We start from the raw sequence: 19,316 nt of genomic DNA on the forward strand, positions 1-19,316 counted from the left end.
TTTGAGTTTTATTTTTAGAACAGCGAGACTTTGATGTCCCATCCAGAGCTGATAGAATCTGCTGACCGCTTGGTGATCCACTCTCCTGTGCCCATCGGCAGGCGTCTATTCTTCGCTGGGCTCGGGGTCTTGCCGCTCCTGGCTCCCTATGAGTTACTCATAAAGCCTAATTGGCAGCACTACCGCAATCCTGTCTTCTTCTTTGTCATGGTTATCTCTATGGGGGCGATCGCTATCAGTGCGCTTCTCTTTTTTGCTGCGGTTGCTGGCCTGAGTTCTACGATGGTGTTTGACAGACCCACGGCTACATTCAATTACTCGTTTTTGGGCTAGACAACCGCCGCCAGCATGAGAAGAAAGCATGATCAAACCCCTGCCACCCCGCGATCGCCCCGACGCCCCCTGCCCCAATCCCTGGGCATGTACCGCTATGGTTGGCGGGCCATCCAACTGGTGTGGCAGACCAACTGGCGGCTTACGGTTATCTATGGTCTGCTGACCGTGGTAGCCGGGCTGCTGCCTGCGGCCATCGCCTATGTGGGTAAGCTGATTGTGGATACGGTGATTGTGGCCGCCCAGTCGGGGTTGGTGGCCGATCGCAACACGGCCCTGTTGTATCTGGCGATTGAGGCCGGGCTGGTGGCGGTGCTGGCCGGTGCTCGCCAGGGGGTAAACCTGTGTCAGTCGCTGTTGCGGGCTCTTTTGGGCCAACGGGTCAACTGGATGATTTTAGAGAAAGCCCAAACCCTGCCCCTCACCTACTTCGAAGACTCAGAGTTTTACGACAAAATGACCCAGGCCCGGCGAGAGGCCTCCAGCCGACCGTTGGCCATGGTCAACCGCACCTTTGGGGTGGTCCAGGATGCCCTGTCCCTGGTGACCTTTGGCGGGTTGCTGCTGCAATTTTCTGGCTGGGCAGTGGCCCTACTGACCCTGGCCACGTTACCGGCCTTTATGGCTGAAACCCAGTTTGCGGGCGAAGCCTTTCGCCTGTTTAAGTGGCGATCGCCAGAAACCCGCCAGCAATCCTACCTAGAAACCCTGCTGGCCCGCGAAGACTATGCCAAAGAGGTGAAGCTGTTCCAGGTGGGGCCACTGCTCTTGCAGCGATACCAAGATATTTTTCACCGCTTGTACCAGGAAGACCGCAACCTAACCTTGCGGCGCAACGGCTGGGGCTATGGGCTGGGGCTGCTGAGCACAGCGGCCTTCTATGGGGCCTACTGCTGGATTGTGTTAGACGCGATCGCAGGTCGCATTTCCCTGGGGGAACTAACCATGTACCTGACGGTGTTTCGCCAGGGGCAGAGCACCTTTACCCATACCCTCACGGCCATCGGCGGCATGTACGAAGACGGGCTGTACCTGGCTAACCTCTACGAGTTTTTAGAACAGCCCGTGCCCGCCGACACCGGCTACGCTGACCGGGGCACCGACCCCGGCGATGGCCTGCGGTTTGAAGCGGTGAGCTTTAGCTATCCCGGCTGCGATCGCCTTGCCTTGGCCGAGGTGTCCTTCCACCTCAAACCCGGCCAAAAGCTGGCTATCGTGGGGGAAAATGGCTCCGGCAAAACTACCCTGATTAAGCTGCTCACCCGCCTCTATACCCCCAGCCAGGGGCGCATTCTGCTGGATGGTCGCGACCTACAATCCTGGGATGCCCAGGTGTTGCAGCGGCGGATTGGGGTGATTTTCCAGGACTTTGTGCGCTACCAGTTCAAGGTGGGGGAAAACATTGGCGTCGGTGACGTGGCGGAGTTTGATAATCTCCGCCGCTGGCAAACCGCTGCCACTAAAGGCACCGCTACCCCGTTCATCGAAACCCTGCCCCAGCAGTTTGATACCCAGCTGGGCCGCTGGTTCAAGGGAGGCCAGGAACTGTCCGGGGGTCAGTGGCAAAAGATTGCCCTGTCCCGAGCGTTTATGCGATCGCGGGCCGACATCCTGGTGCTAGACGAACCCACCTCGGCTATGGATGCCGCCGCCGAAGCCCAAATCTTTGACCAGTTTCGCACCGCCACCCAAAACCAAATGGCGATTCTGATCTCCCACCGGTTTTCCACCGTGCGCCGGGCCGACACGATTTTGGTGCTGGACCGGGGTCGGGTGATCGAACAGGGCACCCACGAGGAGTTGCTACACCAGGGGGGCCGCTATGCTCAGTTGTTTACCCTGCAAGCCGCAGGCTATCAGTAGGCAGGGTCACAGCCAAGTCCAGAACCCGGGGGTCTGCATTGGTGGTCTCAGGACGCTAGGACCTATGCCGACCAACCCTTCCTGCCCCCTCACACCCGACCCCTGACACCTAAAACCCGATACCTGCCCCCTAACACCTAATGCCTCCAACATTGGCTGTGTGTGACCCCTATCACACTTGGTCGAACGTTAAAAATATCCGTATTTTCACCAATCCTCTGTGAAGATGGCCCGGCAACCATAGGGGAATCGCTGGCTTTGGGGCATTGTAGGCATAAGCGCAAGCTTTTCACCTTATACAGAACCACCTAACAGCTCATCTCTATATACAGAAACAGCCCCCGGTGCTTCGGCATCGGGGGTTATATGCTGCTGCCTGGGCTATAGCAACTCCGGCGGCACCTCTTCGGGAATGGTCCAAAAGTAGACGGTTCTGCCATCCACATCGATTACCGCTTCCGGCTCCCAATCGCCCATGCTAAAGGCGTGGGACACAACCCGGGTGCCGGGCTCTAGCTCTTGCAGCAGCCGTGGCTTTAGCCGCAGATTGATAGACGATAGCAAGTAGAGGGTAACCACGGTGGCATCGCTAAAGTCAGCATCAAAAATATCCTGCTCCCGAAACTCGACCAACTCTGTTACTCCGGCTGCTTCCGCGTTGGCATTGGCTTCTTCAATCCGCTCGGGGTCAATGTCAATACCAATACCCCGGGTACCAAACTGCTCAGCCGCCGCAATCACGATGCGGCCATCACCACTGCCCAGGTCATATAGCAAATCGTCTGGGCCAACATTGGCCACCCGCAACATCTCGTCCACCACCTCCATCGGGGTAGCCACATAGGGCACATCCAAATCAGTCCGGGGTGGGGCGGGGATGTCGGCAGCGATGTCAGGGGCTGGTTCTGGCTCGAAGGCGGTGGGTTGGCACCCCACCAGGGCCAGACTGCCTAAACCAACAGCAATCAGGCAGGCTAGACGGCGATTCATGGCAGCGGTTCTCCAGTAAACAACGGGGAAAAAGCCGGTGGTCATCGGGGCAAGCCGGACATCAAGGGGATACCGATTGGCCCCAGCGCAGTACCAGCCCCCCTAGCCCCACCACGCCGACCCCCACCAGGGCGCCGCCGCCGGTATAGACCAGACTAGAGTAGAGCAGGTAGCCACAGGCCAGGCAAAACACCAGCGGCGTGACCGGATAGCCCGGCACCCGAAAGGGGTGGGGAGCATCGGGGGGCTGAGCTCGCAGCCGCAGGAGGGACAGGCCACTGAGCAAAAAGAAAAACCAAAAGACTGGGGCAGTGTAGTCCACCATGGTTTCAAAGCCGTTTCGGGTCAGGGCACCCAGCCCCACCAGGGCCAGGGCGATCGCCCCCTGCACTCCATAGGCTACCACTGGCGCCCGCGATCGCCAGCGACCCAGTAACCCCAACCAGGCAAAGTCTTGGCCCAGGGCTACATTGGTGCGCGCCCCCGTCAGCAGGGTAGCGTGCAGTGACCCCAACGCCGCCAGGGCAATTAGCAGACTGACCAGCCTCGCCCCTGTGGGGCCAAACACCAGCCCCATCAAATCAGCGGCGATCGCGTCTGAGCTGGCCATCTGCTCAAGACCCAACCCCCACAGATAGGCCAGGTTAATCAGCAGGTATAGCACGGTAATTAGGCCAATGCTCCACAGCAGCGATCGCACCATGTTGCGCCTGGGCTGTTGCAGTTCGGCAGAAATGTAAGCCGCCTCATTCCAGCCCCCGTAGGAGAGCAACACAAACACCATGGCTAGCCCAAAGGCCGGGGTCGCAGCGGACACAGTCGGCTCTGCCCCAGATACCGTGGGCAAGACCAGGGTACCGATCAGGCCAACCAGGGCCACCCCAATCACCGTGGCCAGAGTCAACCATTGCTGGGTATGCTTGCTAGGCCCCAAACCCCCTAGGTGAATCAGGCTCAACAGGGCAATTGCCCCGGCCGCATAGATGGCTGCCGATGCTTCCCCCAGCGGCCACAGTTGAGACATATAGTCGCCAAACACAAACGCTAATAGGGCAATGGACCCGGTCTGTAGGACCGTCATTCTGGCCCAGGAAAATAAGAAAGCCATGGATGCTCCAAAGGCCCGCTTTAGGTAGTAGTAGTTGCCCCCCACATGGGGATAAGCGGTGGCCAGTTCGGCGTAGCATAGGGCTCCCACCAGGGAAATGCCCCCGCCCAAAAACCAGGCCAACAGCATTGTGATACCACTGCTGGAATTGGCCGCCACCAGAGCCGGGGTTTCAAAAATGCCAGCCCCAATGACTATGCCCACAATCAGCGCGATCGCATCTTTCAAACCCAGGGCAGTCGTATCCCTTACCCCAGACCCATCAACCGCAGACATTTCAGCTAGCTTACTCACCTAAACGGTCTCCCAAGCAATGGTGCTGATTCCTCAAAACAACCTATCAATAGCATGAACTGAATGGCCTAGGTCATTTTTCCGTTAGCGAAACCAAAAAATCCTTCCCCGGCGGGAACAGGCCACAGGGAAAGGGCAGACACCCGGGTCTGCCCCTACGCTTCCCCATCACCCCACCTCCCCACCTCCCCACCTCCCCACAAAAACCCCTCGACCGAAGACCAACCCTAATCAGGGCCAGTCTCCCATCGAGGGGGACATCAACATTTAGAGGATCTGCGACCTTTAGCGGTACCTAAAGTGGCGGTACACCAGTCGAGCATTCAAGCCGCGACCTCTCAGATAACTGACCACCGCTTCGGCATCATTGCGGCCATCGCATTCAGCGGCGTTGATAAATTGCCCCTGGGGCGCACTTTCAAAACGGGGATTGATAGTGCAAGTCAAGCTGCCGGGAAGGCGGGCCCCAGCCCCTGGACTGAGGGCTTGATTCACCTGTTGCAGGGTGGTCTCACCGCCAAACACTGCAGCGACATACCGAGCCAGGGCCGCGCTGGGAGCCGGAACTCTGCCATCGAAACATTGGGGCCGATCTTCGGAGGGCACATTGGTGACCAGCGGCACGGCACTAATTCGAGGTTCCGACAGCAGCACCGCCCCATTGATGTCAATCACCTCCAGGCGAGCATTGCCCCCAGCATTGACCTGGACATAATAGCGAGCCGATATACCGTTGTACTGCTGACCACCGAAGTAAGTAATCCAGCATTCACCAGGGTCTAACCCGACTAAGTCGACGGTAGCCGGTTGGCCATTGACCCGGGTTAGGGAGGTGGGCTTATAGTAAATATTCATTTTCCGTTGGCCATCGGCTGGATCACGGAATACCCGCACCGCATGGTTTTGGGTCTCGAAGCCCACCAGGGTATTGCGCTCTAGGGCACCGGTACCTGGGGCTTCGGGCATGTTGGGAGCCGAAATGCCGCTGGCTGACTCAGACACCAGCATAGAACCAGTGGCCTGCTCCAGAATTTCCAGGCGGGCCTGTTGGGTACCCCGGTTATGTCCTGCCCTAAAGATTACGTTCCGACCATCCCGGGAGCCAAAGCTTTCGTAGGTGAGAAAACCGTCAGCGGTAATCGCCCCTCTGAAAATGGCCGGTTGGGCGTTCAGTTCTAGACGACTGGGGGCCGTACGCCGAAACACGTTCATCACCGGATTAACCGAGCCAGCCGGCATGAACACCCGAACTGCATAGTTGGGGGTATTAAAGTTGAGAATGGTGCGTTCTATTTGGGCGATCTGAACGCTGGTTTCCCCCAGATCAGCCCCTGAAGGGGGCCCACCAGGCAAGACCGACGGGGCCACCGCCATTGCCGGAATGGTGAAGGCTACGGCCAACAAACCAGCGGCCAGGGCTAGGGAAATACGCTGTAAGAGCCGCCTTGACCAACGGCTGAAACGGCGATTGGGCCAGGCTAGCTTCATAGGATATGCTCCCTTACTCCTCAATAGACCAACCCCGACAGCCGAGCACGACGGGGAACGTTAGGCACGAAGCCTTAATTTTTCTGTAAATACGACCGTAATTCTAGCTAACTTTTCCAGAAACGCTCGTAATTTTCTAAAAAACTAGGAATTAAGCAGCAGGGTTGGGAATTTACAGGGGGCGGTGCATGGGTTTATGGCCTTACTTTGTCACCTGCTGGTAGGAAGGTTACTCTCGCAGGCCCCAACTCCCTCGCACAGCGGGCCTGAAGGACGTTTTTTAAACAGGCTAAAGTCCGTTGCTCTCTTCTGACAGGTTCCCTAGCTTGCCCAGGACTTGCTGCGCTTCGGCGCTAGCGGCAATGGGCAAATAGCCAGAGCGGATGTGCAAATCCCGCTGGGGAAAGGGGATTTCAATGGCGTGGCGGCGCAGGCTGGCTTCGATCGCAAAGTACAGGTCACTTTTAATAATTAGCTGGCGATTGGGCTGGGCAATCCACACCAGCAATTGAAAGCTTAAGGCGCTGTCCCCGAATCCGAGGAAAAACACCTGGGGGGCGGGCACCGACAAAATATCCTGGTTGGTCTCGCAGGCTTCTAACAGGGCATCCTTAACCTTGAGGGGATCGGACTTGTAGGCTACCCCCACTGGTAACCGAATGCGAGAAATGGGGTTGCCATGGCTCCAATTCACCACCTCGGCGTCTAAAAACCGGGAGTTAGGCACAATGATAGATACCTGGTCCAGGGTACGAATTTCGGTGCTGCGGGAACCGATGCGGGCGATGGTGCCTTTAACATCGCCAAAATCAACAAAATCCCCCACCTGTACGGGCCGCTCGAAGACCATCACCAGGCCGCTGACAAAGTCTTTTACCAACCCCTGCAAACCTAAGCCCACCCCAATCCCTAGGCCACTGGCAATTAAGGCAATGGAGCTGAGGTCAATGCCCCACAGCTGTAAAATGACGACGGTACCCAGCAAAATTAGGGTGTACTTTGACAGCACCGCGATCGCCTCTTGGGCGGCTAAGCTCACCCCGGTAATGCGCAAAAACCGCGATCGCAGCACATTGGTTAGGGCACTGGCGAGAATCACCAGCCCCAGCAACACCACCATCAGTAGCAACAGGTCGAGCAAGGAGTAGGGCCGATCCCCCAGCAGCAGGTTGCGGGCAAACAGCCCTTCCCGCAGGCTGCGAGACATCAAAAAACTGAGTCGCCGGGTCAGGGGGAAGAGGTCTGCAATGTAGGCCAGGGTGATAAACCACACCGCCCCCCGAATTAAAAACAAGGACAGGCGGAACAGCAGCTTCAGCCCAGTGACCTCGTCTTCTGCCAAGTCTTCTGGCCAGAGGGATAGCCGGTGGGCTAGGGGCTTAAACCAGGTGTGCCAGAGCTTGCCCGCCAGCCAATGAAGGGCTAGGGCGACGGCCAGGGCCGCCAGGCTGCGCAGGATCGCCTGTCGCCAAAACCCCGGCTGCCGTTCGGCCTGTAGCTTGGTCAGGGTCTCTTGCAAGGTGGCCGCCCAGATTTCAGCTTGCTCCTGGGGATCCTCCCCTCTGCCAATGCTGGCATCGGCAGAGGTGACGGTCATAATGTAACGGTCGTTGGCCAGAATAATCGGGTTGCCCAACTGTTGGGTTTCCCCATCCCGCTGCACCGGGCGAGTTTCCCTGTGTACCACCACTGGTTCCGAGATCTCAAGCAGTGGGGCCAGATTGGTTTCAACCGCCAAGGCTCGTTCTGGGGCGGTCAAATCCCCTGCGGCTGGCACGTCAAATAAGTAGGTGCCCGCTAAGAATACAGGCTCAGTATCCACTTGGGTAGACTGGGCCCCGGCGGGATTGATCGCTAGTACGTGTAGGCCCAAGGCAAGCACGAGACCCCAGACCATCTGGTACAGCCAACGATATCGTTTTATCCTAATTAGCGCCAAAGTCTCGATCCAGTCGCAAACACCGACACCAGCATAACGTTCATCTTCCCGACTTCTGAGCTTCCCGTGTTCAAATTTGTTCTGGTTTAAGTTGATCCCCGCCTAGAGACTCATAGCGTAAACTCGGGGGATTATCAGCGGTTTCTCAGGTTGGCTTGTTACAGTCAAATCATCGCTCAGTTGCGATTGAATGCGATTGAAACAGCTTACTGTCTTAAGCTAGCTAGTCCTTTACCTAACTGCTGATTGTTACGTTCTGCCGATGGCGCACCCTTGGTCCCAGCTTACCCAACGCCTGAGCCGTTGGATTGATCCACAGTCGTTACAAACCCGGTTAACCGCTGGGGTGGTTTTAGCCTCATTAGTGGGCATTGGCACCATGGCCGCCTGGATGGGGTGGCGCACCCGACAAATCCTGCTAGAGAGGCATCGCCATGACGCCCAAATCATTGCCGATCGCTTCATGGAAGATGTGCGCTCTTATACCGCCACCATGCCCGCTGATGATGCCCTGCAAAAGGTGATTGACCACCGGACCACCGGCGACTTAGCCCTGTGGGTCACCACCTCTGACGGCGAATTGCTGGCCCAGTCTGAAACTTTGAATATGGGCTCCTGGCAAACCTCGGGGGTGGCCGATCAGCTATTACAACAAGAAATGCCGCCGGGGCTAATGTTTAAAACCGTGCAGGGCTGGCAGTTTGTCCTGTGCACCGAGGACTTAGACCTGCCTGGCCTGCCAGTGGGTACCTTGACCATCGCCAACGACATTACCGCCGACTACCAGGGCCTGCTGCGGCTGCTGCGCATGCTACTGCTGACCAGCCTGGGCATGGTGACAGTGCTAGCGGTGGCCTTTGCCCTATACATTCGCCGTACCCTCAGCCCGATTCGCCAGTTAAACCAGTTGGCCAGTCAGGTGACGGCAGAGACCCTGGGGGACCATCAACTGTGTTTGCAAGCGGCCCCCACCGAGGTCCAAGAACTGGCCCGCACCTACAATCTGATGCTGAGCCGCCTATCGAGGGCATGGCGTCAACAAAAACGTTTTGTCAATGATATTTCCCACGAGCTGCGCACCCCCTTGTCCCTGGTGCAGGGGTATCTGGAAGGCACCCTGCGCCGGGGCGACAATCTCACTCCACCCCAGCGACAGGGCCTGGAAATTGCCGCCGTGGAAACTCACCGCACCGTCCATTTACTGACTGAACTGCTGGAGCTGGCTCGCCTCGACAATGGCCAAATGCCCTTGACCCTGGAACCAACGGATCTGCAGGTTGTGCTTAAGGATGCGATCGCGGTGGTGGAGGGGGGCTATGCCACTGGCGGTAATACCGCAGACGGCCTGGTGCCAGACCCGATGATGCCCGTCTCTATGGAAGCTAACCGGATTGTCCTAGCCACGGAGTCGCCCCCGCCAGTGGCACGGGTAGATCGCCACAAGCTGCGCACAGTGCTGGTGGAGTTGCTGGACAATGCCCTACGTTATTCCGACTCTAAGTATCCCGTGCAGGTGAAGCTATTCAGCCACACCGGCCAGGCCACAATTCAGGTGCGTGATCAAGGGCAGGGAATTGATGCCCCTGACCAAGGAGATATCTTTGACCCGTTTTATCGAGTAGACGACGACCGCTCCCGCAGTACCGGCGGCACCGGCCTGGGGCTAACCCTGGTGCGATCGCTGATTGAAGCCATGGAAGGCCAGGTCAGCGTGTGCTCTCAGCCTGGCCAGGGCAGCGTATTTACCATCACCTTACCAATGTAGGAGGTCATTCCATGGGAACGCGGATTTTAATGGTGGAAGACGAAGAAAAACTGGCTCAGTTTGTCCAGCTAGAGCTCACCTACGAAGGTTACGAGGTGGACCTGGCCTATGATGGCCTGTCAGGGTTGATGGCCGCCCGCGATCAAACCCCCGACCTGATTATTTTAGATTGGATGATGCCGGGCCTAAGCGGTGTGGAAGTGTGTCGTCGCCTGCGCCAAACCGGCTGCCAGACCCCAGTGATTTTGCTCACCGCCAAAGACGATGTCAGCGATCGCGTGGAAGGACTGGATGCCGGGGCCGACGACTATGTGGTTAAACCCTTTAGTATCGAAGAGTTGCTAGCTCGGGTGCGGGCTCACCTGCGCCGCCATGAACCCCAAGAGGCCGAAATGCTGGTGTTTGGCGACCTCACCCTCGATCGCAAAAGCCGCCAAGTAACCCGAGGGCAGCGCCCCATCGAACTGACAGCCAAAGAATTTGATTTGCTAGATTACCTGATGACCTATCCGCGGCAGGTGCTAACCCGCGATCGCATCCTCGAAGAAGTGTGGGGCTACGATTTCATGGGGGACTCTAATATCATTGAAGTCTATGTGCGCTACCTGCGGCTCAAGCTAGAAGCCGAAGGGGAAAGCCGTCTGATTCAAACCATCCGGGGCGTAGGCTACGTACTGCGCGATTGACCGGGTTGGAGCCAGACACCTGTTTCTACATTCACCATGCTGCGCCACTTCAGGCAACAACTCCAATCTACCTAACGCACCAGGCGAGGGTAGAGCCGCCCACAAAAGCCAATCAACACCGCCGCGATCGTCACCAAAATCGCCAGGCTGAGCCCCAGACTGTAGGTGCCTGCCGGTTCCACCAGCATTAGCTGGCGCAGGGCATCCACCATGTAGGTCAAAGGATTCAGTCGGGACACCACTTGCAGCCACCCCGGCATAATCTCGATGGGGTAAATGGCATTGCTGGCAAAAAACAGGGGCATCATCATCAGCTGGCCCACCCCCATCACCCGCTCGTGGGTCTGGGCCCAGCAGGCCACAATCAGCGAGAAGGTGGAAAACAATGCCGCCCCCAGCATCACCACAGCAGCCACCCCCAGTATCGCCAGGGGATGCCAGTTCAGACCCACCCCCAACAGCCCCGCCACTACATAGACAATCAGCAACTGGGACAGGCAGCGCACCCCAGCCCCGATCGCTTTGCCCAGCACCAGGGCCGATCGCGGGGCCGGACTGACCATCAGTTTGTGCAAAATGCCCAGGTCTTTTTCCCAAATCACCAGCAGGCCAGTGAAGATCGACATAAACAACACGCTCTGGGCCAAAATGCCCGGGGTCATAAAGTCCATGTAGCTGAGGTTGCCGGTGGGGATGCCCCGCACCTGGGTAAACACCTGGCCAAAAATGGTCAGCCACAGCACTGGCTGCACCGCCCGGGTAAACAACTGAATCGGGTCGTGGCGCAGCTTGCGCACTTCCAGTTCGGCGGCGACCAGGGCTTTGGCCACAAACTCTGCCACCGTTGCCCGGGTCTGCTGGGGGCTAGCCCAGCCGTTTAGCGGTGCGGCGGGTGGTTGATGTGTCACGATAGCTTCCCTCGGTATTGGTGGTCAAATCGTTGCCGGTGTAGTGGATGAACACGTCGTCAAGGCTGGCCCCGGCATGGCCCACAGAAGATTTGAGCGCACCAGGGGTATCCATGGCCACCTGCTGTCCCTGGTGCAGAATGGCAATGCGGTCGCACAACACATCGGCCTCATCCATAAAGTGGGTGGTCAAGAAGACGGTGGTTTGATAGTCGCGCCGTAGCTGCAAAATCAAATCCCACATGGCTTTGCGGGCCACTGGGTCTAGCCCTACCGTGGGCTCATCCAAAAACAGGATGGCTGGCCGGTGTAGGGTGGCCTGGGCAATTTCCAGACGGCGAATCATCCCGCCAGAGTAGGTGTTCACCAGGCGATTGGCGACCGCGTCCAACCCCACATAATGCAGGGCCGCCTGAATTCGCGGCAACCGCTGCCGCCGGGGCACCCCGTACAGCTTGGCCAAAATCAGCAGGTTTTCGTAGCCAGTCAGGGTACCATCCACCGACAACGCCTGGGGCACATAGCCAATCTGCCGCTGCACCCCCATGGGCTGACGACCCAGGTCACACCCGGCAATGGTGGCCTGCCCAGCCGTGATCGGCAGCAACGTGGCCAGCATTTTGATCAGGGTGCTTTTGCCCGCCCCATTGGGGCCTAACAGGCCGAAGACTTCCCCAGAATCGACCTGCAAGCTAAAGGCGTCGACGGCTGTTTTGGCACCGAAGCGTTTGGTGAGGTTGGTGATAGTGATGATGGACATGGGGGGATGGGTGGAGAGGTGGAGAAGGTGGGGGAATGGACAAGGGGGGCGTAGGGGCGGACCCATGTGTCCGCCCTGGCAGGAAGATAGTAACGGGAGATAAACCGTAGGGTGTATTAGCGGTCGAGGTCTGGGCAATGGTGGCCAACCTGGGGCCGCAATGCACCGGTCGGAGAGGGGGGAGAAGTTCGAATGTTGGATTCTTAGCCTGGGTTAGGCGGTCGGGAATGGGGCGAAGAACATAGGGCGTAACCCTTGCACAACAGACCTTAGGGGAGAGAGCTTTCGTTCTTCGTTCTTCGTTCTTCGTTCTTCATTCAGTATCCCCATGTGCCTGCCCTAGGGCGGACACATGGGGTTCCTCAAACAAGGTGCTCAGGAGGGCTAGCCCAGCGCTAATTTGATTCAGCTGTGCCGCCGATAACGCCTCCAGTCGATCGGCTACGGTTTGCTGGGTGGCGCGGTAAACCCGCTCCATGGTGGCGGTGCCCTCAGGGGTAAGGCTGAGGATAATCCGCCGTCGCTCTGACGGGTCAGGACTCCGATGCACCAGCCCCCGCTGTACCAGGCGGTCTACCATGGCCGACATGGTAGGTCGAGTAACGTCCAGGTAGTCGGCTACTGCTGACAGGGATGACTGCGATCGCCGTTGCAAAAAGTACAGTACTCGCAGCTGCGACAGCGACAGATGAGGCTTGCCGTGGCTACGGATACTGGCCCGCAGGAACCGGGTCACAGCGGGTACCACAGTCATGATGCTGTCCGCGCACTGGTCGGGGGTGATTAGGGTCGCCGCCATGGGTTAGATAGTTAGGTGAGCTAATAGTTAGCTTAGCTTGCTGATAGATGAATGGGGAGGGGGCGGTGTGCACTGCGGTGCGCCCGTGCAGGGAGGGAGATGCCTGTCCTGTGAACGTTCGCGTTCCGAGGAAAAGCAGTTCCTTAGGAGGAACGAAGTAGGAGTAACGGAGTCGTTGGCAGAGCCTCCCCAGTGGGAAAGGGGGAAGTGGCTTTTTCTGTTTAAGAAATCAAAACAATTAAAGAAATCAAAAAAAAGAGCGTTGGAATTAGGCCTTGGTAATCCAGACTACATTTAGCCTCGAAAGCCTGCTATAACAGCGTAAAACCAACTATTTTGTGCTTAGAGAGTCTTCTGATAAGTCCAATATTGCAATCGGTGGTTTACAGGTCCTCTAAACCTGGTAGATTGTCTTGGTATCAGCAACGAGATTGAAGCATTGATATGAAAGTCCTTGTAATTGGCGGTGACGGCTACTGCGGGTGGGCAACGGCCCTCTACTTATCCAACCGTGGCTACGAAGTCGGCATTCTCGACAGCTTGGTGCGGCGGCACTGGGATGCCCAGCTTCAGGTAGAAACCCTGACCCCCATTGCCCCGATTCAAAGTCGTTTGCAGCGCTGGAAAGATCTCACCGGCAAGCACATTGACCTTTATATCGGTGATATTAACGACTACTCCTTCCTAGAGGAGACGATGCTGGAGTTTCAGCCCGGTGCGGTGGTGCACTTTGGCGAACAGCGTTCCGCTCCGTTCTCGATGATTGACCGGGAGCACGCGGTTCTCACCCAGGCTAACAACGTGCTGGGTAATCTGAACCTGCTATATGTGTTGCGCGATCACTTCCCCGACTGCCACCTGGTGAAGCTGGGCACTATGGGCGAATACGGTACCCCCAACATCGACATCGAAGAGGGTTACATCACCATTGAGCACAAAGGCCGCACAGATACCCTGCCCTACCCCAAACAGCCCGGCTCCTTCTACCACCTGAGCAAAGTCCACGATTCCCACAACATCCACTTCGCCTGTAAGGTGTGGGGTCTACGGGCCACCGACTTGAACCAGGGGGTGGTGTACGGGGTGCTGACCGAAGAAACCGGCATGGACGAGCTGCTGATCAACCGTCTGGACTACGACGGCGTCTTTGGTACCGCCCTCAACCGTTTTTGTATTCAGGCGGCGGTGGGTCACCCCCTCACCGTCTACGGCAAGGGCGGCCAGACCCGCGCCTTCCTGGACATTCGCGATACCGTGCGCTGTGTGGAAATCGCCATTGATAAGCCCGCTGACCCTGGGCAGTTCCGCGTCTTTAACCAGTTCACTGAGATGTTCAGCGTCGGCGACCTGGCGATGATGGTGAAGAAAGCCGGGAACACCCTGGGCCTGGATGTAGACATCAACTACTTAGAAAACCCCCGGGTCGAAGCCGAAGAACACTACTTCAATGCCAAGAACACCAACCTGCTGGATCTGGGGCTAGAACCCCACTTACTGTCTGACTCTCTGCTGGATAGCCTGCTCAACTTTGCCATCAAGTACAAAGGCCGTGTCGACAAGTCGCAGATCATGCCTAAAGTGCAGTGGCGACGCAATTAATGTATTAAACAGTTCAAGCCGTGTACGCGGCTTGAACTGTTTAGCCTGTTTTTTATCTTTTGAGTTCCTTAATCCCTATGCGAATTGCGCTCTTTACTGAGACCTTTTTGCCCAAAGTTGATGGCATTGTTACCCGCCTCAAGCACACGGTAGATCACCTGCAGCGGCAAGGTAATCAAGTCTTGGTGTTTTCTCCAGAAGGAGGGCTAACGGAGTATCGAGGCGCCAGGATTCATGGAGTGTCGGGGTTCCCTCTGCCCCTTTATCCAGAGTTAAAGCTGGCTCTACCTCGCCCCTCTATCGGCGAAGCCCTGGATGCTTTTCAGCCCGACCTGGTGCATGTGGTCAACCCGGCGGTGTTAGGTCTAGCCGGGATTTATTACAGCAAAAGCAAAGGCTTGCCCCTGGTGGCTTCTTACCACACCCATCTGCCCAAGTATCTGGAACACTACGGTCTGGGCATGTTAGAAGGGCTGATGTGGGAGTTGATTAAGGCCATGCACAACCAAGCCCAAATCAACCTGGTCACCTCCACAGCCATGCAGGCGGAACTGTCGGAGCACGGGGTGGAGAACATTGAAGTCTGGCAACGGGGGGTCGATACAGAGCTGTTCCGCCCCGAATTGGCCAGTGCGGCTATGCGCGATCGCCTCTCCCAGGGTCATCCCGAAGCCCCCTTACTCCTCTACATTGGTCGGCTGTCGGCGGAAAAAGAAATTGACCGGATTAAGCCAGTGCTGGAAGCAATTCCTGGCTCTCGCCTGGCCCTGGTGGGGGATGGCCCCTACCGGGCGGAGTTGGAGGAGCACTTCGCCGATACCCCGACTAACTTTGTGGGCTATTTAGCCGGGGAAGACCTGGCGTCAGCCTACGCTTCCGCCGATGCCTTTGTCTTTCCCTCCCGCACCGAGACCCTGGGACTGGTACTGCTGGAAGCCATGGCGGCAGGCTGCCCGGTGGTGGCCGCCAACTCCGGCGGCATTCCCGATATTGTCACCGATGGGGTAAATGGCTTCCTGTTTGACCCCACCGACGACGCCGGGGCGATTACCGCCACCCGCCGCCTGATTGAAGCCAAAGCCGAGCGAGAACTCATGCGCCGCAATGCGGTGACTGAAGCGGAACGCTGGGGCTGGGCAGCAGCCACCCGACAGTTGCAGCAGTTCTACAGTGGGGTGCTGGCCGAGAAGTCGTTGCCACTGGCCGCTTAGGGACTTGCAGACCCATGAAGTACCCGTTGCTCGGACTTTCTGCCAAAGGGAGACATAGCATGAACGACTTCGCTCGGTCCGCAATCACTGAAGGTTGAGCGAAGTCGAAACCTGGCTAGCTGGTACACTATCAACCAGCGGCAGATCCCTTAGAGCCTAACAGACAGATATTGTGGCGCTGATTTCAGCCTGCCTGGCGGTTGATCCCGTTGACATGAGTTAACCCTTGGTTAACAATCCAGAATCCAGCCCAACCCCCCTGGGCGAGGTGCAGCTATGATTGACTACGAAAAACTACAAAAGTCCCTCAAGCACCTGGAGCTACAGTACAGCAACTACCAAACCCTCGATTCTGACCAGCCAAGGCTAATCCAGGAAGCAGTGGCTGAGTCTGTAATTCAGCGGTTTGAAACCTGCTACGACATGCTGTGGAAGGTGCTAAAACGCTACTTAATCGAAGAATTGGGGATACCTGAGGTACCCAATAGCCCTAAGCCCATCGTGCGACTGGCCAACGAAAATGGGCTACTGACTTCTCCAGTAGAACAGTGGATCGCTTACGCCAACGCCCGGGTTGGTACCGCCCACGACTACAGCGGCGACAAGGCGCAGGCGGCGTTAGAGTTGATGGAGGAGTTTTTAGCTGATGCCATTACCCTTTACCAAACCATGAGCCACCAGCCATGGATTCAGCCAGCACCCTAAACATGACTCCCCAGCAGCGCCAGTTGGTGTTGGCCCTGTTGCAGGCATACTTGCCAGATGCCACCGTGTGGGCCTATGGCTCTCGGGTCAAGGGCACCGCCCGCCCCCACTCTGACCTGGATCTGGTGGTGTTTGCCACCCCCCAGCAACAGTTAGCCATCTCTGACCTCAAAGAAGCCTTTGATCAGAGTGATCTGCCGTTTCGCGTGGATCTGTTTGGGTGGCAGGAGCTACCGGCGTCGTTTCACAATGCGATCGCGGCAGACCATGCCGTGGTGCAGCAGGGGGAAAGCCATCGAGCGGATTGCCGCCGCACGGACTAAGCCTGGTTACCGACGATCGCCATTGAGACCTCGGAGGTTTTTCAAACCTCCGAGGTCTGAGGCGAGAATTTGCTCATAAGCCTGGCCGGCCTGCTCCCAGGTGAAGCTGGTTTCCACCAGGTGTCTACTATTTTTGGACAGGGTTGCCCGCAGGTGCGGCTGCTCAAACAGTTGGCTAATGGCGGCTACCGTATCCCTCAAGCTGTTAGCCCGCAGAGCGGCCAGGGGACGATCAACCGATAGCCCCTCTAAGCCACGATCGCTGCCCACCACCGGTACCCCGGCTGCCATGGCTTCCAGGGTTTTGTTTTTAATCCCAAAGCCCACCCGCATGGGCACCACGCACACCGTCGCTCGGTGCAGATAGTCCACCACTGAGTGGACGGCCCCGGTGACTGTGACCCCCGACCGTTGGGCTAAGTCCCGCACCGCCGCCGTCGGGTTACGCCCCACCAAATAGAGCGAGCAATCTGGATAGCGCGATCGCAGCCGGGGCAAAACCTTCCGCCCCAAATAGCGGGCGGTATGGCCATTGGCCAGGGTGTCCATTGCCCCCACAAACACCAGGCGATGGCCACCGGGGTCTTCCAGCCGATAGGGGAACTGGGCCAGGTCAACCCCATTGGGTACCACATGCAGGCCAGCGTTGTTGGGGATGGGTTGAAAAAACTGATGGTCCTCCGGGGTGGTCACCACCAGGTCAGAGAACTTTTGCACGTAGCGACGCTCATAACGGCCCATGAGATAGCGGTTGATGCGATCGCGAATCGGCTTTTCGGCAGTGCCCGTCGCCAGTTGGTTCACCAACGTGCCATAGACAGAACTGTGGATATTCACCACCACCTTAGGAATGCGGTAGCGATACTGGGGCCGCACAAACACCTCATTGACACTATGTTCACAGGTAATGGCATCCCCGCCAGCAATCACCCAACTATCAATCCAACGCTGCATCGCCGACTGATGGAGGAATTGAGTACTGGGAGGGGTGCCCGTGCCTAGAAACTGACCAAATCGACTGATTTTGCCCCCCAACCCCGGCTGTAAATCAGCCCCGGTGGGCTGGGGAAATGTCACCAACTGATTGACATAGGTGCCCAACCGGTAAAGGTCGCGATCGGTCACCGATCGCGATCGCTGGGTGACTAAGGTAACGCTGTGGTGCTGGGCCAGGTATTTGAGCAAATAAAACGTGCGCACCTGAGTGCCCCCCAGGCTGGGCGGGTAGGGAAAGGTGGCAGAAATGATCAAAATGCGCACGGCGACTCCCCCGGTTCCAAATACTCAATGCAACGGGCCGCCTCAGGCAGTTGGGCCTGCTGCTGCCCCTGGGTACGGGCCTGGGCACACCACAGGTCCAGGGGGGCGATCGCCAATTCTATGGCCGTTCCCTGACCCTGAACTAGGCGCACTGTAGCCCGGGGCAGGTCCTTTAAGGCCCAGCGCAGCAGTCGATACCCCACCTCCCTAGCCGTTAGGGAGCGCGTCAGTGAGACCCCATACAGCTCGTGCAGGTAGCGATTTGAGCAACCATATCGATACCATTGTCGCCACAAAGCAAGCAAACTCTGGCGATGACGATGGTAGACTACCGCCCCTGGAGCCGCCACCAGATTCCAGGAGGTAGCTTGTTGGATCCGCCAGCACAGGTCAGCGTCCCCACCCGTGGTCAACTGGGGCCGAAACAACCCCACCTGGCGAAAAATGTCGGCCCGCACCGCCAAATTGGCCGTCTGACCGTAGGGTAAGTAGGGATGACTCAGGGTGTGGTGCTGGCAGAGGGTACCCTGACGATCGCCATAGCGGGCCAGCCAGTGGCGGCTGGGTAGGGCCTCGATTTCTCCAGCCACCAGGCCCACAGCGGGGTCAGTGAAAGGGTGCACCAAGTTGGTTAACCAGTCTGGGCTGGGGCGACAATCCACATCGGTAAAGACAACAACATCGCCCCCAGCGGCGTGAATGCCGACGTTGCGGGCGGCATAGGAACTTTGGATAGCGGTATAGGTCAGAGGGCGCAGTTGAATCCCTCGGTCCCGAGCCCTGGTTGCTGCCGTTTGCAGCAGTCTGGACGTGCGATCGCCGCTGCCATTGTCCACCAGCCAATATTCCAGCCGCTCTGCCGGGTAGGTTTGAGCCAATAAACAATCCACCAAATCAGGCAAATCCCCCTCCCCGTTGTAGATCGGCACCACCACCGACACCGCTGGCACCGCCGGCACCGGTTGCGGCAGGAGGCGATCGCAGGATTTAACCACAGACATGGGGTTGGGCGATATCATGATTTATCTACGTTATATGCTTCAGTTACATCTACATTCCTCTACGATTTCAATCCAAAATCTAAAATCCAAAATTCCCGACCGGTGCATTGCGGCCCCCGGTTGACCACCAAGGCCCAGCCCCCGACCGCTAATGCACCCTTGTATGTAAGGGTTGGCCCAAAATAGACCTAGGAGTGACTCTGGATGCACCCTAAAGCCCTTTAGAGCTTGCACGGTAGAACAAGAGCCTCCCTCATTTTGCCCATCGGATCGCGACCAGCAGA

At 57.5% G+C, this 19,316-nt stretch carries 17 protein-coding genes; 7 read left to right on the forward strand and 10 right to left on the reverse strand.

Annotation, left to right across the window (positions count from 1 at the left end):
- Positions 1 to 153: 153 nt before the first annotated feature.
- The gene (locus E1H13_RS18330; RefSeq protein ID WP_169615328.1) at positions 154 to 363 is read right to left on the reverse strand and encodes a hypothetical protein; all 210 of its coding nucleotides are present in this window, start codon (positions 361 to 363) and stop codon (positions 154 to 156) included.
- Here E1H13_RS18330 and E1H13_RS18335 point away from each other — a divergent pair.
- Complete coding sequence (locus E1H13_RS18335) at positions 349 to 2,196, forward strand: ABC transporter ATP-binding protein (RefSeq protein WP_169615330.1); 1,848 nt, start codon at positions 349 to 351, stop codon at positions 2,194 to 2,196. The two genes, E1H13_RS18330 and E1H13_RS18335, sit on opposite strands and share 15 nt — an antisense overlap.
- 381 nt (positions 2,197 to 2,577) lie before the next feature.
- On the opposite strand, the gene E1H13_RS18340 is transcribed toward E1H13_RS18335, so the two are convergent.
- The 4 genes from E1H13_RS18340 to E1H13_RS18355 all read right to left on the reverse strand — a co-directional run bounded on the left by E1H13_RS18340 (position 2,578) and on the right by E1H13_RS18355 (position 7,973).
- Entirely contained in the window at positions 2,578 to 3,186 is a 609-nt protein-coding gene (locus E1H13_RS18340) for a class I SAM-dependent methyltransferase (RefSeq protein ID WP_169615332.1), read from the reverse strand.
- 61 nt (positions 3,187 to 3,247) lie between these two features.
- The gene (locus E1H13_RS18345) at positions 3,248 to 4,570 is read right to left on the reverse strand and encodes an amino acid permease (RefSeq protein WP_169615360.1); all 1,323 of its coding nucleotides are present in this window, start codon (positions 4,568 to 4,570) and stop codon (positions 3,248 to 3,250) included.
- A gap of 303 nt (positions 4,571 to 4,873) precedes the next feature.
- Entirely contained in the window at positions 4,874 to 6,076 is a 1,203-nt protein-coding gene (locus E1H13_RS18350) for a hypothetical protein (protein WP_169615334.1), read from the reverse strand.
- A 289-nt stretch (positions 6,077 to 6,365) separates the two neighbouring features.
- The gene (locus E1H13_RS18355) at positions 6,366 to 7,973 is read right to left on the reverse strand and encodes a mechanosensitive ion channel domain-containing protein (RefSeq protein WP_169615336.1); all 1,608 of its coding nucleotides are present in this window, start codon (positions 7,971 to 7,973) and stop codon (positions 6,366 to 6,368) included.
- Between the two features lie 304 nt (positions 7,974 to 8,277).
- On the opposite strand from E1H13_RS18355, the gene E1H13_RS18360 reads away from it, so the two are divergent.
- Together E1H13_RS18360 and E1H13_RS18365 are read left to right on the forward strand one after the other, a co-directional pair.
- Positions 8,278 to 9,780 (forward strand): HAMP domain-containing sensor histidine kinase, encoded by a 1,503-nt coding sequence (locus E1H13_RS18360; protein ID WP_169615338.1) that lies wholly within the window; start codon positions 8,278 to 8,280, stop codon positions 9,778 to 9,780.
- 11 nt (positions 9,781 to 9,791) lie between these two features.
- Positions 9,792 to 10,466: a response regulator transcription factor gene (locus E1H13_RS18365; RefSeq protein ID WP_169615340.1), complete on the forward strand. Its 675-nt coding sequence runs from the start codon at positions 9,792 to 9,794 to the stop codon at positions 10,464 to 10,466.
- 71 nt (positions 10,467 to 10,537) lie between these two features.
- Here the strand turns inward: E1H13_RS18365 and E1H13_RS18370 are convergent, their stop codons facing one another.
- From E1H13_RS18370 to E1H13_RS18380, 3 genes are all read right to left on the reverse strand, one after another.
- Positions 10,538 to 11,374, reverse strand: coding sequence for an ABC transporter permease (locus E1H13_RS18370; protein WP_169615342.1), 837 nt, complete (start codon positions 11,372 to 11,374; stop codon positions 10,538 to 10,540).
- The gene (locus tag E1H13_RS18375; protein ID WP_169615344.1) at positions 11,331 to 12,134 is read right to left on the reverse strand and encodes an ATP-binding cassette domain-containing protein; all 804 of its coding nucleotides are present in this window, start codon (positions 12,132 to 12,134) and stop codon (positions 11,331 to 11,333) included. Before E1H13_RS18375 ends, E1H13_RS18370 begins: the two co-directional genes overlap by 44 nt.
- Positions 12,135 to 12,447: 313 nt before the next feature.
- Complete coding sequence (locus E1H13_RS18380) at positions 12,448 to 12,933, reverse strand: MarR family transcriptional regulator (protein WP_169615346.1); 486 nt, start codon at positions 12,931 to 12,933, stop codon at positions 12,448 to 12,450.
- A gap of 444 nt (positions 12,934 to 13,377) precedes the next feature.
- On the opposite strand from E1H13_RS18380, the gene E1H13_RS18385 reads away from it, so the two are divergent.
- The 4 genes from E1H13_RS18385 to E1H13_RS18400 all read left to right on the forward strand — a co-directional run bounded on the left by E1H13_RS18385 (position 13,378) and on the right by E1H13_RS18400 (position 16,771).
- Positions 13,378 to 14,532, forward strand: a complete 1,155-nt coding sequence (locus tag E1H13_RS18385) for an NAD-dependent epimerase/dehydratase family protein (RefSeq protein ID WP_169615348.1) — start codon at positions 13,378 to 13,380, stop codon at positions 14,530 to 14,532.
- A gap of 77 nt (positions 14,533 to 14,609) precedes the next feature.
- Positions 14,610 to 15,743 carry a glycosyltransferase family 1 protein gene (locus E1H13_RS18390; protein ID WP_169615350.1) on the forward strand — a complete coding sequence of 378 codons (1,134 nt, stop codon included), beginning with the start codon at positions 14,610 to 14,612 and terminating at the stop codon, positions 15,741 to 15,743.
- Between the two features lie 276 nt (positions 15,744 to 16,019).
- Entirely contained in the window at positions 16,020 to 16,448 is a 429-nt protein-coding gene (locus E1H13_RS18395; RefSeq protein WP_169615352.1) for a nucleotidyltransferase substrate binding protein, read from the forward strand.
- A complete protein-coding gene (locus tag E1H13_RS18400) occupies positions 16,427 to 16,771 on the forward strand; it encodes a nucleotidyltransferase domain-containing protein (protein WP_206070674.1) in 345 nt (114 codons plus the stop codon). Before E1H13_RS18395 ends, E1H13_RS18400 begins: the two co-directional genes overlap by 22 nt.
- Positions 16,772 to 16,777: 6 nt before the next feature.
- On the opposite strand, the gene E1H13_RS18405 is transcribed toward E1H13_RS18400, so the two are convergent.
- Positions 16,778 to 18,031, reverse strand: a complete 1,254-nt coding sequence (locus tag E1H13_RS18405) for a glycosyltransferase family 4 protein (RefSeq protein WP_169615354.1) — start codon at positions 18,029 to 18,031, stop codon at positions 16,778 to 16,780.
- The gene (locus E1H13_RS18410; protein ID WP_169615356.1) at positions 18,019 to 19,032 is read right to left on the reverse strand and encodes a glycosyltransferase; all 1,014 of its coding nucleotides are present in this window, start codon (positions 19,030 to 19,032) and stop codon (positions 18,019 to 18,021) included. The genes E1H13_RS18405 and E1H13_RS18410 overlap by 13 nt, the downstream gene beginning before the upstream one ends.
- Between the last annotated feature and the right edge of the window lie 284 nt (positions 19,033 to 19,316).

Source organism: Nodosilinea sp. P-1105, assembly GCF_012911975.1.
Lineage (GTDB): Bacteria > Cyanobacteriota > Cyanobacteriia > Phormidesmidales > Phormidesmidaceae > Nodosilinea.

What these genes read in the sequence shown, in the direction of transcription:
- E1H13_RS18335 (WP_169615330.1), top strand. Translation starts at nt 349, where the DNA reads ATGAGAAGAAAGCATGATCAAACCCCTGCCACCCCGCGATCGCCCCGA.
- E1H13_RS18330 (WP_169615328.1), bottom strand. Translation starts at nt 363, where the DNA reads ATGCTTTCTTCTCATGCTGGCGGCGGTTGTCTAGCCCAAAAACGAGTA.
- E1H13_RS18340 (WP_169615332.1), bottom strand. Translation starts at nt 3,186, where the DNA reads ATGAATCGCCGTCTAGCCTGCCTGATTGCTGTTGGTTTAGGCAGTCTG.
- E1H13_RS18345 (WP_169615360.1), bottom strand. Translation starts at nt 4,570, where the DNA reads ATGTCTGCGGTTGATGGGTCTGGGGTAAGGGATACGACTGCCCTGGGT.
- E1H13_RS18350 (WP_169615334.1), bottom strand. Translation starts at nt 6,076, where the DNA reads ATGAAGCTAGCCTGGCCCAATCGCCGTTTCAGCCGTTGGTCAAGGCGG.
- E1H13_RS18355 (WP_169615336.1), bottom strand. Translation starts at nt 7,973, where the DNA reads ATGGTCTGGGGTCTCGTGCTTGCCTTGGGCCTACACGTACTAGCGATC.
- E1H13_RS18360 (WP_169615338.1), top strand. Translation starts at nt 8,278, where the DNA reads ATGGCGCACCCTTGGTCCCAGCTTACCCAACGCCTGAGCCGTTGGATT.
- E1H13_RS18365 (WP_169615340.1), top strand. Translation starts at nt 9,792, where the DNA reads ATGGGAACGCGGATTTTAATGGTGGAAGACGAAGAAAAACTGGCTCAG.
- E1H13_RS18375 (WP_169615344.1), bottom strand. Translation starts at nt 12,134, where the DNA reads ATGTCCATCATCACTATCACCAACCTCACCAAACGCTTCGGTGCCAAA.
- E1H13_RS18380 (WP_169615346.1), bottom strand. Translation starts at nt 12,933, where the DNA reads ATGGCGGCGACCCTAATCACCCCCGACCAGTGCGCGGACAGCATCATG.
- E1H13_RS18385 (WP_169615348.1), top strand. Translation starts at nt 13,378, where the DNA reads ATGAAAGTCCTTGTAATTGGCGGTGACGGCTACTGCGGGTGGGCAACG.
- E1H13_RS18390 (WP_169615350.1), top strand. Translation starts at nt 14,610, where the DNA reads ATGCGAATTGCGCTCTTTACTGAGACCTTTTTGCCCAAAGTTGATGGC.
- E1H13_RS18395 (WP_169615352.1), top strand. Translation starts at nt 16,020, where the DNA reads ATGATTGACTACGAAAAACTACAAAAGTCCCTCAAGCACCTGGAGCTA.
- E1H13_RS18400 (WP_206070674.1), top strand. Translation starts at nt 16,427, where the DNA reads ATGGATTCAGCCAGCACCCTAAACATGACTCCCCAGCAGCGCCAGTTG.
- E1H13_RS18410 (WP_169615356.1), bottom strand. Translation starts at nt 19,032, where the DNA reads ATGTCTGTGGTTAAATCCTGCGATCGCCTCCTGCCGCAACCGGTGCCG.